Here is a 12,616-nt window from a genome sequence, read left to right as displayed (position 1 = left end):
CGCGTGGTCAGAAGGTCAGCACGAGGCGGCCTCGGGCGCCCCCGGCTTCGAGTCGGCGGTGCGCATCAGGGGCCTGCTCGGCGGGAAACTCCTGCGCCACCCGCAGCGTGAGCCGTCCCCGCTCGGCCAGGACGCGGAGTTCGTCGAGCTTGTCGCGGGCGTGTTGGTAGTCCGGAACCCACACATCGCGGACGGTGACCCCGGTCAAGCCAGCGGCGGCGCCCCGTTCGCCGGGACGGCGGACGATCGCCACCTGCCCACCGTCGCGCAGGGCGGGCACCACGTCGGCCCCGAGCAGGGCAGCGTCGAGCACGGCCGCGACACCAGCCGGAACGGTTTCGCGGAACCGCTCCCCCACCCCGGCGCCGCGCGGGACGACGACATCGGCGCCGAGTTCGCGCACCAGCTCCTCGTCGGCCGGTGCCGCGTCAGCGACGACGCGCAGGCCGTCCACCTTGGCCAGCTCGACGGCGTAACCACCGACCGCACCGGCCGCTCCGGAGACCGCGAGCCATTCGCCCGCAGCGAGATCGAGCAGGTCCAGCGCGCGGCGCGCGGTGAGCCCGTTCATCGGTAGGGTCGCCGCCTCGACGTGGCTGGTCCCTGCCGGGGCGTGGGTGACCTGGGTCGCCGCCAGGACGACGTGTTCCGCGTAGGCACCGCCGGAGGGTTCGACTTGGCTGACCATCGCCATCACCCGGTCCCCGATGCGCAGGTCGGTCGCGGTGCCGGGCCCGATCTCGTCGAGGATTCCGGCGGCGTCCAGACCGGGGCGGTACGGCGGTGTGAGCCTGCCGACCAGCATCGAATCGATGTCGCCGATCCGGAGCAGCGTGTCGGCTGGATTCACCGCCGCCGCGTGCACCCGGACCCGTACCTGCCCCGGTCCAGCGTGCGGTTCGGGAATCTCGACCACGCGCAACACTTCCGGGCCCCCGTACTCGGACACCGCTACTGCCTTCATCATGCTCCATCCGGTATATGGCGAGAGGGTAGGTATTCGTTGAATACTGTCCTGGTGATGGTCACTCCAGGCTCCGCCGCCCAGCAAGAAGGCACTTCGAAATTCCCTGGTACCTCGACGGGAACCACCCCCAGCCCGCCGGAGGGCACCGACTACGACCTCGACGAGGCTCGCTCCGCGCTCGTGCGCAGCCTGCTGGGGCGCATCGGCGACAAGTGGTCCGTCATCGTCATCTGCAAGCTGGGCAGCCAGCCTCGGCGCTTCAACGAACTGCGCCGCCGGTGCGACGGCATCACGCAGCGGATGCTCAGCTCGACGCTGCGCAACCTGGAACGCGATGGCGTGGTGTCGCGCACCGTCTTCCCGACCGTGCCGCCAGGCGTGGAGTACGCGCTGACCGACACCGGGCGCAGCCTGCTGGAGATCGTGCAGGCCCTGGCGTCCTGGGCCAACGCGAACCTCGACACCATCTGCGCCGCCCGCGCCGACTACGACCGGCGAACCGACCGCCCGACCACTGCCGTGCCTGGTGACTGACGTGTCGGTGCGGGACGAACCGCTACCCGCTGATCGGCATGCCGGGCATCCGCGGCTCGATCACCGGGTTTCCAGCCAGTCCGCCCAGGCGGCCAGCGCCTCGTCGGCGCCCCGGCGGCCCAACCCGATGCGGAACCGGTCCGCCGGTGTCGGCGTGAGCCGCGAGCCGTAGATGCTCGCGGGCAGCAGGAGGACGCCGCGCTGTTCGACGAGCTCGGTGCACATCGCCTCGACGCCGTCGGCACCGAGGTACCGCGGGAAGCACACGCAGCCACCGCGCGGCGGCTGCCACTCGAAGAGATCGGGATACCGGTTGAAGAACGCGTCGAAGCGCGGCACGTTCTCGGCGATGATCGCCCGGTTGCGCGCCAGGATCCGCCTGCGGGCGCGCAGCGCGATCAGGGCCAGGACCTCGCTCGGCGCGGAGTTGCAGATCGACGTGTAGTGCTTGGCGCGTTCCAGTCGGCCGAGGATTTCCCGGTCGCGGCAGGCGATCCAGCCGATCCGCAGGCCCGGCAGCCCGTAGGCCTTCGACATCACGTTCAGCGACAGCGCCGAGTTCGACAGGTCCGCGGCCTGCGGAAGGGTCGCCGCCGGGTCCAGTTCGAGCCCGCGGTAGACCTCGTCGCTGAACAGCAGGATGCCGCGCTCCTCGCACAGCCGCACCAGGTTCGTCCAGGTCTCCAGGTCGGGCACGGCACCGGTCGGGTTGTTGGGGAAGTTGACCGACACGAGCCGGGTGTTCGGACGGAGCCGCCGCTCGACTTCGGCGACGTCCAGCGCCCAGTCCTGCTCCGACCGCAGCGCGACGCCCGAGACTTCGCACACCGAAAGCGGAATCGTCTCGGCGGCCTGGTAGTTCGGGGTGATCACGATGGCGTGCTCCGTCGGGTCCAGCAGCGTCCGCATCGCCAGGTACAGACCTTCTTCCGCGCCCGCGAAGCACAGCACGTCTTGCGGCGAGACCTCCTGGTAGGTCGCCGCGATCTCCTCGCGCAGCGCGGGCAGACCCCAGGTTTCGGTGTAGCCGAGCGAAAGCGTCTCCCATCGCTGCCGCCCGTCGTCGTCGGCCAGCTCCAGCAGCTCCGAGACCGCCATGGTCTGCACGTCCGAGGCGGTGAGGTGGTGGCGAGCGGTGAACTCCCAGCGGGAGAAGTAGGTTTCCAGGCGGAAGTCAGGAAGCGTCGGCATCGGATTCCTTCCGGATTTCGGCGAGCAGCTGGTAGGCGGTCGAACGGGACATCCGCAGTGCGCGCGCCACCACCGGCACGGATCGGCGCTGCGAGAACACCCCGGCGCCCTCCAGTCGCGCCAGCAGCGCCAGCCGGTCCTGGCGGCTCAGCTGCTCGACCGGGGTGGCGCGATCGCGGACGAACTCGCCGACCACCTCGCCCAGCGTCTCGGTCCAGTCGCGCTCGAACAGGGCCTGGGGCTGACCGGTGGCCGGTGCGGCGAATCCGGAGAGCAGCCGAGCGGCTTCGTCGAACGCGGTCCGGTCGACGTTCACGCACAGCACGACTTCGGCGCGCCCATCGCCGTCCCGGACGACGGCGCTGACGCTCGACAGCCGCCGCCCGTCGGGCAACGACTTCGGGTACGGCCCGTACACGTCCTTGCCGACCGGCCGCAGCCCGTCGAGCTCGCCCAGCAGCGACGGATCACCTGGGGATCTGCCGGAAAACCGGTTCCAGATCCCGATCACCCGGTCGCTGCGCGGATCGTGCAGCACCACCTCCGCGTGCGGGGACAACAGCCGCACGATCGCCTCGCACACCGGCGCCCACCGCGCGGCCAGCTCGCTCATGCTCTGGACGGTACATCCAGATCGGACGAACAGTCCAACCCATGGTGTCCGGTGATGTAGTGTTGATCACTGTTTTTGGCGCGTTTGTCCGGAACCCGACTGGTCCACTGTTCCGTTGCTATGGGCGTGGACGATGATCCGGCGAGGAAAGGGCCAGGCTGATGGTCTTCAAGAAACTTCTGGGCGCACTCGGGGTCGGCGGTCCGTCGGTGGACACCGTGCTGCACCACCCGCACGTCCGCCCCGGTGCGAGCCTCGCCGGGGAAGTCCGCATCACCGGCGGAAACCAGGACGTCACCATCGAGCACGTCGCGCTCGGACTGGTGACGCAGATCGAAACCGAACACGGTGACCACGAAGGACATGCCGGGGTGGAGTTCCACCGCGTCGCCTTCGGCGGGCGCTTCGCGCTCGCCGAAGGCGAGCACCACACGATCCCGTTCGAACTGCCGGTGCCGTGGGAAACACCGATCACCAGCGTTTACGGCCAGCACCTGCACGGCATGCTCCTCGGCGTGCGCACCGAACTGGCCATCGCCAAGGTCGCCGACAAGGGCGACCTCGACCCGATCTCGGTGGAACCCCTGCCCGCGCAGGAGAAGGTGCTGGAGGCGTTCTCCCAACTCGGCTTCCACTTCCGAAGCGCCGACCTGGAACACGGCCACCTGCACGGCATCCACCAGGAACTGCCGTTCTACCAGGAGATCGAGTTCTACCCGCCATCGCAGTTCGCCGGGCGCATCAACGAGGTCGAGCTGACCTTCGTCGCCAGCCCGCACGGACTGGACGTGGTGCTGGAGGCCGACAAGCGCGGCGGATTCTTCAGCTCCGGCCACGACGCCTTCGGCCGGTTCCACACCACCCACGAGGAAGCGCTCACCACCGACTGGGCCGGACGCATCCACGAATGGCTGGAACAGGCCGCCCAGCGACGCGGCGCGATGGGCGGGCACGGGCACCACGGCCACCACTACGACGACGATCACCACCACCGGCACCACGGCTCCGGCATGGGCGGCATGGTCGCCGGTGCCGCACTCGGGGTCGGTGCCGGAATCGTGGGGGGCATGATCGCGGGCGAAGTGATCGACGAGGTCGGCGACTTCTTCGAAGGCGACGAAGAGTTCTGACCGCCTCTCGCAGCGGGCGCCGGGCACGCTCCCGGCGCCCGCTGTTGACCTCAGCTCCTTCGAGAAGTCCGCAAGGGACGACAAAGTCGGCCGGAAACTCCGCGACCGCAGGACGAAGATTCACACCGGTCGACCATCCAATATGGACGGAGACGCCTGTCTGATCGCCCAGCGGCGTCTCCGAGGTCCGCGTCCTCCACCCGCGTAGGTGGCCTGTCGATGATCACATGCTGCGAACATGTTCAGCGTCAACGGATTTCCACGTTCGCGCTCACAACGCAGATGGTGGCTGTCGATCTGTGTCCCGACATGGTGTGCCGCACGGCCGGTCAGGAGTCGAGGACTCCTGCCTCCGCAGCTCCCGCCCGCGATCGGGTGGATGGAGCGCAGTGAAGGGCACCATCTGGGAGCGTATGCGATCTGAACAGTGGCTGTACCACGCGTCGCGGCGAGCAGGGGTGGTCAAAGCATCTGTCGTACCGCGTGGAGCCGGTCGTCGGTTCTGGCTGAGGGCATGGCTGTTGCGTAGCGCTGTGCCCGCTCGATGGCGTCGCGGGCGGCGTCCAGATCACCGGTCCGGGCATGGGATTCAGCAAGCCACGAAAGGTAAAGCGCTACCTCCCTGGCGTGATCGGGAGGGTAGTTCGCGACAGCGTTCGACAGGAGCGGTTCTGCATCATTCGGCCTGCCCAACTCGATCATGCACCGACCTGCCATGACGTCGATCTCGGATCGGTTGAGCCAGTAGGCCCACTCCGGCTCAGATCCGGCGTCGCCTCGTCGTTCGTACGAGTCGTTCACGGCATCCAGCGCCCGCCAGGTGCCACGGATGTCGTTGGCCTTGACCGACGCCCACGCCACGCGTTCGAGCAGTAGTGCACGCACAACGGGCGTTGCCCCGTCCGCACCTTTCACGCCGGTCCGAGCCAACAGGGCCGCGTCGCGCGGGTTGCCGATGTTCGCGACCTGATAGCTCAGGCTCGACAACAGCTGAGCCCCAAGAACGCGATCGAACGCCCCCGCGGCCGCTCCCACACCTGAGATGTACAGCCGCTGCGCTTCGGCATAACGGCCCGCATCGCTGGCGATCCAACCAGCGAGCTGGGCCAGTTCCCCAACGGCCGTGAACAGGCGTCGGCCCACTGGCTCCGAGAAGCTCGCCGACCGCACAAGCCGGTCAGCTTCCCCCAGTTCTTTCGAAACAGCAGGCAAGAGATCCCGGCTGCTCACCACATCATCGAGATGACGAAGCTCGATCACGCGGGTTTCCAGCTCGTCCGCCAGCGAATCACCGACCCGTCGACCGGAACGGAATTGAACGGCGATCGGTGACTCCGACACGAGCCATTCATGGGCGATCCGCACCGGATCACTCGCAGCGGGCCGCAACGGCACGCCGAGTACCTGCTCGTAGGCGTTGACCACATCCGGCGCCACTGACCGTTTCCCGGTTTCGACCAGGCTCAAGTACGACTTGGCGAAGTGCGTGCGCCGCGCCATCCGAGACAAGCTCAACCCCGCAGCATCGCGGGCAGCCCGCAAGTCCGCACCCGTCGTCATCAGCCCCGCCCCCACTGTGAACACCTGTGAACAGCCAAACCCTACCGCTTACTGTCCGTGCCTTCGAAACTACTTACAGGCAGTCCTCGCTGATCGTTGCACTTCCAACGCCCCCTCCCGAAGTGCTCCCCGACCGATTGGCGGGGACTGCCCCGCCAACCAAGCGTCGCGAAGCAACGACTGACGGCACACGCGAATGGGAGCTCTCATGACGACGACACAGGCATGGCTGCGGTACTTCTGGCGACCAGTTCCGGACGACACGAGTTCCCACGGCCTGGTTCGTCACGCGTTCTTCGGCGCCAGCGCGGACGCAGGCCCGTCCGCGACATCCGTCTGCGACGAGGTGTTCGCTCTCGCCAAGCCTTCCGAAATCGACTGGATCCACGCCCCAACCTGTTCGAGCTGCAACGAGACACTGAAAGAAATGAAGGGCCCATGAACCCGTTGCCCTGGCTGAATGGCACACCAGTTGACCCGGAACCGGACAGCACACCGATCACTGAAGATCACAATTGGCTAATCGACGAGTCGATCGACTGGCCACCAATCGACCAGCAACTGGAGGACCGGATCATCCAGCTCCTGCACCCAGTCCGGCTGCGCATCGTGCACGCCATGTCCGGCGGCCGCACGCGCACCACGTCCGAGCTGTGCGCTCGCCTGCCCGACGTCCCCAAGACCACCGTTTACCGGCACGTCGGCGTGCTGACCGACGCGGGACTACTGGAAGTCGCCGACGAACAGCGCGTGCACGGCGCCGTCGAACGCCACTACCGGCTGCACCCCGAGCGGACGGCGATCGACGCCGACGCAGCCGCGGCGATGGCCGCTTTGCTGGCCGAGTTCAACGCCTACCTCGATCGGGACGGCGCCGATCCGACCGCCGACTCGGTGGGCTACCGGCAGGGCACGCTCTGGCTCAGCCCGGACGAGCTCGCCGAACTGATCAGCGCGCTGCGCGCCGTCCTCGCGACGAGGGCGCAAAACGAACCCGCGCCGGGCCGAAACCCCCATCTGCTGAGCATGATCCTGTTCCCGACCGAGGAACCATCTCAGCACTAGGGAGAACGCCCGAGCACGCAACCCCAACTTTCCGCAGCAGAAACTCTCGTATTGACAACATGGAAAGTCACTGCTTCACTTTCCGGCATGGAAACCAACGGAACGTCGCCGGAACAACCCATCGATCGGCCGACTCGGGAAGAGGCCGCTGCCGCGCTGCGCGAGGCCGAACAGGCGCAGGCCGCACTCGGTAGCACCCCGCCGCCGTGGTGGTACTTCATAGCCATGGCCGCCATGGCGGCCGTCGCACCGGTCATCAACTTCGCCCCGTCAACGCCCCTGGGCATCGGGCTGGCCCTGCTCGGCATCGTGGTGTGGGCCGCGCTGTTCGGCATCACGGTCGGGACGTACGTGCGGAAGTACGGTGTCGTGCCGCGACTGAGGCTGGTGCCGCCGAAGCTGGTGCTGCCGTTCGCGGTCGTCGTTGCCGTCGCCGTGATCGTCGCGTCGCTGCTGACCATCCTGTACGACCAGGCCTGGGCCCCGTTCGTCGCGTCCGGTGTGATCGCTGCCGTGATCCTGATCATGGGTGCCACGGCCCGGCAGCGGGTGCGGAAGTCGGCGTGACGATGTCCGATCCCGCCGACGGTTTCGACACGATCATCCACGCCCCGAACCGGCTGCGGATCTGCGCCCTGCTCGACGTCGTCGAACACGCCGAATTCGCGCTACTGCAAGATCGACTCGGGGTCAGCGCATCGGTGCTGAGCAAACATGTGAGCGTGCTGGTCAACGCCGGTTACGTGGGGCAGAGCAAGGCCGTTCGCGACACCCGGCAACGCGTCTGGCTGCACCTGACCAAGACCGGTCGGGCCGCCTACCGGGCGCACGTGGCGGCGCTGCGCGACATCGTCGACCACCAGGACGAGCCCAACCCGGAGCAGTAGGCGATCGGGCGGGCGGTCACTCCCCGGTACTCCCGTCCACCGACTCCCGCAGCACGTCGGCGTGGCCGTTGTGCCGCGCGTACTCCTCGATCAGGTGGCACAGGACCCATCGCAGGCTCGGGCGGCTGCCGTGATGATCACCACCACCGGCACCACGGCTCCGGCATGGGCGGCATGGTCGCCGGTGCCGCACTCGGCGTCGGTGCCGGAATCGTGGGGGGCATGATCGCGGGCGAAGTGATCGACGAGGTCGGCGACTTCTTCGAAGGCGACGAAGAAGAATTCTGACCGCCTCGCACAGCGGGCGCCGGGGGCACGTTCCCAGCGCCCGCCGCTTTTTCTCCTAAATGGACAAATCCCGAGAAGTGCGGTGTTGCAGGCGGCTTCGCCGTGGCGGGGCGAGGAGGAGTTCGGTGGCCACAGGCATCAGCGGTTCCCTCACAAGACGAGCGGTGAACACGACTGCAAAGCCGAACAGTGCCGAGTCCACGGGTGCAAGCCAATGGCTGCTTCGACGGTCCGGCAGATTCACGCGATCATCAGCGGCACGTTCGATGCAGCCGAGCCTGGGATTGAATCGACACGAACTCGGCCCGCATCGCCCGCTGCCCGACGCCGCGATCGTGCGCAACCGACTCGAACGCATCCAGATCGACCCAGTCTCCCGACCAGCGTCCTCGTCCAAACCTGCCTGATCCTCGACTTCCTGATCATTCAACTTCCGACCAGGAGTTCACAGTGGATGATCGTGATCGATCGAACCGGATATGCCGACGCGACCCGTGGGGGATCTTGACGGCTCGGGATTGCGGCGGGGCCCTGATCAGTATCTTCCTGCGCCACGAACACCCAGCGGAAGGCAGCTCACAACGTGCCACCAGCGGAGAGTGTGCCCTGTTCCCAGGGAAGTCGAAGTAGAGCCAGATCGACGAGTTGTTCTAGCCGTGCTCGGCTGACACCGGATGAGGCTTCGACGGCGATGCCCTGAGCGAGGGCGCTGACGTAGTGGGCGGCCGCCTCCGGGTCGACGTGCGCAGGCAGGTCGCCTTCAGCGGCCGCGCGTTCGAAGCGTTCTCGGAGCCGAGCGTTTCCGATGGCTCGACGGTTGGCCAGTTCGTCGCGGATCTCGCGGGCCTCGTCGCCAGCGACGAGTGCACCCTGGACGAGCAGGCAGCCCGCCGGCGTGGTCTCGCCGGTGCAGGCCTGGACGGCGCCGCGTAGGAACCTCTCGACGACTGCTCGCACGGCGGGCTGGGCCAGCGCATCGTCGGCGTAGCTGAACACGGTTTCGACGTAGCGGTCCAGGGCCCGGCGGAACAGACCTTCCTTGGAGCCGAAGGCTGCGTAGATGCTGCCCCGTTTCAGCTGCGTGGCCTCGGTGAGATCCGCGATCGTCGTGCCTTCGAAGCCCTTCGCCCAGAACACGCGCAGCGCGGCGGCTAGCGCCTCGTCCAGATCGAACTCTCGTGGGCGACCCATCGGCACGTTAGACACCTCACAACACCTCGATTCGGGAACGAACGTTCAATATATCGGTTGACCAGGCCGCTGTTCGATGACATGTTGAACGAGGAGTCAAAAAGTCGAAAGAGAGATCAACATGGCCAACCCGCTCAGCGGAAAGACCGCCCTTGTCACTGGTGGTTCTCGGGGTATCGGAGCGGCTGTGGCTCGGCGTCTGGCGGCCGATGGCGCAACCGTCGCGCTGACGTACGCCAGCTCCAGAGACAAGGCCGACGAGGTCGTCTCGGGCATCCAGGCGGCCAACGGCCGCGCGGTGGCCATCCACGCTGACAGCGCCAACCATGACGATGTCGCCGCCGCTGTCACCGAGACGGTGCGGACCTTCGGCGGGTTGGACATTCTGGTGAACAATGCCGGCGTCGGGGCGGTACAACCCGTGGACGAGTTGTCCATGGACGACATCGACCGGCTGATCGACGTGAACGTTCGTGGTGTGGTGGTCGCTATTCGGGAGGCACTGAAGCACCTCAGCGACGGGGGGCGGATCATCACCATCGGCAGCATCAACGCCGACCGGATTCCGATCGCTGGACTGTCGGTCTACGGGATGACCAAAGCCGCTGTCGCGGGCCTCACCCGTGGACTGGCGCGGGAACTGGCGCCGCGCGGTATCACCGTGAACAACGTTCAGCCTGGCCCGATTGACACCGATCTGAACCCCGCAACTGGGCCGTTGGCTGCGAGCATGCTGAGCGTGATGGCTCTGGACCGGTACGGCACCTCCGACGAGGTCGCCGCGATGGTTTCCTACCTCGCCGGTCCGGAAGCGGCTTTCATGACTGGCGCAAGCCTGAACATCGACGGCGGCTACACCGCCTGAATACCTGGTATTCCGGACGCCCGGACAGAGGAGTGCGAGTCACCGGTTTTTCGGCTGGGCGTTGCGCGACGGGCTAGCGGGGTCACGCGGTCAGGCATCAACGAGTCCTGGCCCGCGGGTTGAAATACGTATCCCTGAAAGGGCTTTGGTCAGTCGCCGACCCGGCGGATCAGGCTCACGAGCCCTCCGACCCGGTCGCGGAAGTCGGTGCGCGACGCGGCCTGGTGTTTCCAGGACAGGCTGACGGCGAAGAGGAAGTCCGTTACTTGGTCTGCTGTGAGGTCTTCGGCGAGCACTCCGGGTGGAGCCAGCGAGGTGATCGCAGCGCCGAAGGCGGCCTTCTTCTGGTAGTCGTGGAGCATCGAGCCCAACTGCGCTTCGCTGCTCTCCAAGGGCTGGTCGATGTCCCGGGCCACCTGCACGCCGTCCGGCGCGAGTGCGATGAACTCGGTCGACCAGGCCCGCCCCATAACGGGTGGGTATCGCGCCGAGTGCGTGGAGGTGGTCGTGGTTGGCCTCGCTGGCGGTTCCGATCACTCGTATCCCGCGGCGCGCGGCCAGTTGCACCGCCGCACTGCCCACGCCGCCAGCGGCGCCGTCGATCAGCAGGGTCTGGCCTTCCGTCAAGTGCATGTCGCCGAGGGCGCGTGTCACGGTCTCCACAGCGGCCAGCAGCCCGGCGGCTTCGGCAAAGCCGATGGTCTGTGGCTTGGCGGTGACGATGCCGAGCACGGCGTACTCGGCCGCCGCTGTGCGATGCGATCACGCAGGAACACCTCGACCTCATCGCGCGCAGTGCGCTGCGGGTCGGGATGCGGCGGTTCGGCGGCACCTCCGAGCTGGCGACCGCGTTGTGCCGCGCGGAGCTGGCTTCGATGTCCGAAATGGACATGCGCCCACCGGTCCTGGTGCTCGTCGGATCGCGCAGCGGCGTCTCCGAGCAGCAGGTGGACCGGCTGCGCGCGGCGGGCGCGCTGGTCATCGTCGCCGTGCCGGGCGGGCAGGAGTCCGTGCGGCGGCAGTTGGCGGAAGAGGTCGGTCGCGGGCACCGCACGCACGGCGCGGTCGTCTTGCACTCGCCCCAAACCAACAAGGGCCCCAAACCAACAAAGACTCCACTGTGGACCTCTCCTTCGCCGGATATCTCGGGGCGCTGGCGTTGGACCACTTCCGCGCGGTGGTCGCGACCGGTGGCGACACCGCGATGGCGATCGCGCGGGCGCTCGACGCGACGGCCCTGCAACCGTTGGGCCGGTACGGGGTGGGAATCGTGGAGACACGCGTGGTGGGCGGACCGTTCGACGGACTCACCCTGGTCATGAAACCCGGCGCCTACGGCCCGGAAGACGCCGTGGTGAACAGCGTGCGCCGGGCCCGAGCAACAGCCAGCACAACCACGCACGCTTGACGCCCGGAAGACCGAGATCTCCCATCAAGTGGTGGTTCCGGCGAACAGAGTGTCGTGGGCCGCGTGCCAGGAGGCTTCGTCGGGGGCGCACAGCAGGCCGCCGGACATGCGGCTGAGGCGGAACGGCGTGCCGTCGAAGTGGGCGCTGTAGCCGCCCGCCTCCCGGTGCAGCAGCCAGCCCGGTGCGTGGTCCCACGGCATCAGGCGGTTGTAGGACAGCAGGTGGCATTGTCCGGCCGCGGCCATCCGGTACTCGTGCCCGGCGCAGCGGAACCAGGTGTGACTGGCCAGGGCGGACAGGTTCGCCGTGACGGTGCCGCGCAGCGGTTCCGGCAGGAACTGGGTGCCGACGACGGCCTCCATCTCGCTCACCGGCACCGGATCGGCAACGCGCAGCCGGACGGCCGCGGCGCCGTCGCGACGGAGCCACGCACCGCCGCCTTCGGTCGCGATCGCCGACGTGCCGGTGACTGGATCGTGGATGACACCCGCGACGATCCGACCACGCCGCACGACCGCCGCCATCACGGCGAACAACGGCAGCCCGGCCACGAAGTTCTTGGTCCCGTCGAGCGGATCGAGCAGGAACGCGAGCTCGACCTCGTCGACACCGTCCACAATGGCCGGATCAGCGGCCGCGGCTTCCTCACCGATCACGGTCGCGCCGGGGTACTGCCCGCGAATCGCCTCGGCGATCGCGTGCTCGGCGGCCCGGTCCGCGGTCGAGACGATGTCGAACGCCGACGTCTTGGTGGCAACGTCGGCGTCCGACAGCCGCCCGAACCTGGGCATGATCTCCGCTGCGGCGACGCTGCTGAGCACGTCGTCGATGAACTCGACATCCATGCCCCGAGGCTATCGCGGCCCGGACGGCGAGTACCCAGCCTCGGCGGAACTCGGGTGGGCGGCAGGGTGGC

Annotated in this window: 18 protein-coding genes; 9 read left to right on the top strand and 9 right to left on the bottom strand. The window is 67.7% G+C overall.

Annotated features, from left to right (window positions below; genetic code table 11):
• Positions 1-7 precede the first annotated feature (7 nt).
• On the bottom strand, positions 8-967 hold the full coding sequence (locus ACTWQN_RS32485; RefSeq protein ID WP_443207451.1) for an NADP-dependent oxidoreductase: 960 nt from the start codon (positions 965-967) through the stop codon (positions 8-10).
• A 54-nt stretch (positions 968-1,021) separates the two neighbouring features.
• Between ACTWQN_RS32485 and ACTWQN_RS32480 the strand changes: the two genes are divergently transcribed.
• Entirely contained in the window at positions 1,022-1,501 is a 480-nt protein-coding gene (locus ACTWQN_RS32480) for a winged helix-turn-helix transcriptional regulator (protein ID WP_443207450.1), read from the top strand.
• A 60-nt stretch (positions 1,502-1,561) separates the two neighbouring features.
• On the opposite strand, the gene ACTWQN_RS32475 is transcribed toward ACTWQN_RS32480, so the two are convergent.
• Together ACTWQN_RS32475 and ACTWQN_RS32470 are read right to left on the bottom strand one after the other, a co-directional pair.
• Positions 1,562-2,692, bottom strand: coding sequence for an aminotransferase class I/II-fold pyridoxal phosphate-dependent enzyme (locus ACTWQN_RS32475; protein WP_443207449.1), 1,131 nt, complete (start codon positions 2,690-2,692; stop codon positions 1,562-1,564).
• A complete protein-coding gene (locus ACTWQN_RS32470) occupies positions 2,676-3,305 on the bottom strand; it encodes a helix-turn-helix transcriptional regulator (protein ID WP_443207448.1) in 630 nt (209 codons plus the stop codon). The genes ACTWQN_RS32475 and ACTWQN_RS32470 overlap by 17 nt, the downstream gene beginning before the upstream one ends.
• A 161-nt stretch (positions 3,306-3,466) precedes the next feature.
• Between ACTWQN_RS32470 and ACTWQN_RS32465 the strand changes: the two genes are divergently transcribed.
• Positions 3,467-4,435: a sporulation protein gene (locus ACTWQN_RS32465; RefSeq protein WP_443207447.1), complete on the top strand. Its 969-nt coding sequence runs from the start codon at positions 3,467-3,469 to the stop codon at positions 4,433-4,435.
• A 462-nt stretch (positions 4,436-4,897) separates the two neighbouring features.
• Here ACTWQN_RS32465 and ACTWQN_RS32460 read toward each other — a convergent pair whose 3' ends face one another.
• Entirely contained in the window at positions 4,898-5,995 is a 1,098-nt protein-coding gene (locus ACTWQN_RS32460; RefSeq protein ID WP_443207501.1) for an NsdA family TPR-like regulatory protein, read from the bottom strand.
• 208 nt (positions 5,996-6,203) lie between these two features.
• On the opposite strand from ACTWQN_RS32460, the gene ACTWQN_RS32455 reads away from it, so the two are divergent.
• The 4 genes from ACTWQN_RS32455 (at position 6,204) to ACTWQN_RS32440 (ending at position 7,947) form a co-directional block, all read left to right on the top strand.
• On the top strand, positions 6,204-6,437 hold the full coding sequence (locus tag ACTWQN_RS32455) for a hypothetical protein (RefSeq protein WP_443207446.1): 234 nt from the start codon (positions 6,204-6,206) through the stop codon (positions 6,435-6,437).
• Positions 6,434-7,060, top strand: coding sequence for a helix-turn-helix domain-containing protein (locus tag ACTWQN_RS32450; protein WP_443207445.1), 627 nt, complete (start codon positions 6,434-6,436; stop codon positions 7,058-7,060). Before ACTWQN_RS32455 ends, ACTWQN_RS32450 begins: the two co-directional genes overlap by 4 nt.
• Positions 7,061-7,147: 87 nt before the next feature.
• Positions 7,148-7,627 (top strand): hypothetical protein, encoded by a 480-nt coding sequence (locus ACTWQN_RS32445; RefSeq protein ID WP_443207444.1) that lies wholly within the window; start codon positions 7,148-7,150, stop codon positions 7,625-7,627.
• A 2-nt stretch (positions 7,628-7,629) separates the two neighbouring features.
• Positions 7,630-7,947: a transcriptional regulator gene (locus ACTWQN_RS32440; protein WP_443207500.1), complete on the top strand. Its 318-nt coding sequence runs from the start codon at positions 7,630-7,632 to the stop codon at positions 7,945-7,947.
• Between the two features lie 16 nt (positions 7,948-7,963).
• Here the strand turns inward: ACTWQN_RS32440 and ACTWQN_RS32435 are convergent, their stop codons facing one another.
• Entirely contained in the window at positions 7,964-8,140 is a 177-nt protein-coding gene (locus tag ACTWQN_RS32435; RefSeq protein ID WP_443207443.1) for a mycothiol transferase, read from the bottom strand.
• Between ACTWQN_RS32435 and ACTWQN_RS32430 the strand changes: the two genes are divergently transcribed.
• On the top strand, positions 8,113-8,235 hold the full coding sequence (locus tag ACTWQN_RS32430; RefSeq protein WP_443207502.1) for a hypothetical protein: 123 nt from the start codon (positions 8,113-8,115) through the stop codon (positions 8,233-8,235). The genes ACTWQN_RS32435 and ACTWQN_RS32430 overlap by 28 nt on opposite strands.
• A 576-nt stretch (positions 8,236-8,811) precedes the next feature.
• On the opposite strand, the gene ACTWQN_RS32425 is transcribed toward ACTWQN_RS32430, so the two are convergent.
• The gene (locus ACTWQN_RS32425; RefSeq protein ID WP_443207442.1) at positions 8,812-9,426 is read right to left on the bottom strand and encodes a TetR/AcrR family transcriptional regulator; all 615 of its coding nucleotides are present in this window, start codon (positions 9,424-9,426) and stop codon (positions 8,812-8,814) included.
• A gap of 121 nt (positions 9,427-9,547) precedes the next feature.
• Here ACTWQN_RS32425 and ACTWQN_RS32420 point away from each other — a divergent pair, with 121 nt between their 5' ends.
• Complete coding sequence (locus ACTWQN_RS32420) at positions 9,548-10,291, top strand: 3-oxoacyl-ACP reductase family protein (protein WP_443207441.1); 744 nt, start codon at positions 9,548-9,550, stop codon at positions 10,289-10,291.
• A gap of 149 nt (positions 10,292-10,440) precedes the next feature.
• Here ACTWQN_RS32420 and ACTWQN_RS32415 read toward each other — a convergent pair whose 3' ends face one another.
• Entirely contained in the window at positions 10,441-10,761 is a 321-nt protein-coding gene (locus tag ACTWQN_RS32415; protein ID WP_443207440.1) for a hypothetical protein, read from the bottom strand.
• A 180-nt stretch (positions 10,762-10,941) separates the two neighbouring features.
• Entirely contained in the window at positions 10,942-11,367 is a 426-nt protein-coding gene (locus ACTWQN_RS32410) for a hypothetical protein (protein WP_443207439.1), read from the bottom strand.
• Between the two features lie 44 nt (positions 11,368-11,411).
• Between ACTWQN_RS32410 and ACTWQN_RS32405 the strand changes: the two genes are divergently transcribed.
• Entirely contained in the window at positions 11,412-11,699 is a 288-nt protein-coding gene (locus ACTWQN_RS32405) for a nucleotide-binding domain containing protein (protein WP_443207438.1), read from the top strand.
• Positions 11,700-11,723: 24 nt separating this feature from the next.
• On the opposite strand, the gene ACTWQN_RS32400 is transcribed toward ACTWQN_RS32405, so the two are convergent.
• Positions 11,724-12,545: an inositol monophosphatase family protein gene (locus ACTWQN_RS32400; RefSeq protein WP_443207437.1), complete on the bottom strand. Its 822-nt coding sequence runs from the start codon at positions 12,543-12,545 to the stop codon at positions 11,724-11,726.
• Positions 12,546-12,616 lie beyond the last annotated feature (71 nt).

The sequence above is a fragment of the Saccharopolyspora antiqui genome (genome assembly GCF_052246905.1).
Lineage (GTDB): Bacteria > Actinomycetota > Actinomycetes > Mycobacteriales > Pseudonocardiaceae > Saccharopolyspora.
Note: the sequence above shows the minus strand (reverse complement) of the source record. Positions and strands in the feature narration are given on the sequence as shown.

Bases quoted from the DNA above. Each gene is read 5' to 3' on its own strand.
- ACTWQN_RS32485 (WP_443207451.1), bottom strand. From the start codon at position 967: ATGATGAAGGCAGTAGCGGTGTCCGAGTACGGGGGCCCGGAAGTGTTG.
- ACTWQN_RS32480 (WP_443207450.1), top strand. From the start codon at position 1,022: ATGGTCACTCCAGGCTCCGCCGCCCAGCAAGAAGGCACTTCGAAATTC.
- ACTWQN_RS32475 (WP_443207449.1), bottom strand. From the start codon at position 2,692: ATGCCGACGCTTCCTGACTTCCGCCTGGAAACCTACTTCTCCCGCTGG.
- ACTWQN_RS32470 (WP_443207448.1), bottom strand. From the start codon at position 3,305: ATGAGCGAGCTGGCCGCGCGGTGGGCGCCGGTGTGCGAGGCGATCGTG.
- ACTWQN_RS32465 (WP_443207447.1), top strand. From the start codon at position 3,467: ATGGTCTTCAAGAAACTTCTGGGCGCACTCGGGGTCGGCGGTCCGTCG.
- ACTWQN_RS32460 (WP_443207501.1), bottom strand. From the start codon at position 5,995: ATGACGACGGGTGCGGACTTGCGGGCTGCCCGCGATGCTGCGGGGTTG.
- ACTWQN_RS32455 (WP_443207446.1), top strand. From the start codon at position 6,204: ATGACGACGACACAGGCATGGCTGCGGTACTTCTGGCGACCAGTTCCG.
- ACTWQN_RS32450 (WP_443207445.1), top strand. From the start codon at position 6,434: ATGAACCCGTTGCCCTGGCTGAATGGCACACCAGTTGACCCGGAACCG.
- ACTWQN_RS32445 (WP_443207444.1), top strand. From the start codon at position 7,148: ATGGAAACCAACGGAACGTCGCCGGAACAACCCATCGATCGGCCGACT.
- ACTWQN_RS32440 (WP_443207500.1), top strand. From the start codon at position 7,630: ATGTCCGATCCCGCCGACGGTTTCGACACGATCATCCACGCCCCGAAC.
- ACTWQN_RS32430 (WP_443207502.1), top strand. From the start codon at position 8,113: ATGGGCGGCATGGTCGCCGGTGCCGCACTCGGCGTCGGTGCCGGAATC.
- ACTWQN_RS32425 (WP_443207442.1), bottom strand. From the start codon at position 9,426: ATGGGTCGCCCACGAGAGTTCGATCTGGACGAGGCGCTAGCCGCCGCG.
- ACTWQN_RS32420 (WP_443207441.1), top strand. From the start codon at position 9,548: ATGGCCAACCCGCTCAGCGGAAAGACCGCCCTTGTCACTGGTGGTTCT.
- ACTWQN_RS32415 (WP_443207440.1), bottom strand. From the start codon at position 10,761: ATGGGGCGGGCCTGGTCGACCGAGTTCATCGCACTCGCGCCGGACGGC.
- ACTWQN_RS32400 (WP_443207437.1), bottom strand. From the start codon at position 12,545: ATGGATGTCGAGTTCATCGACGACGTGCTCAGCAGCGTCGCCGCAGCG.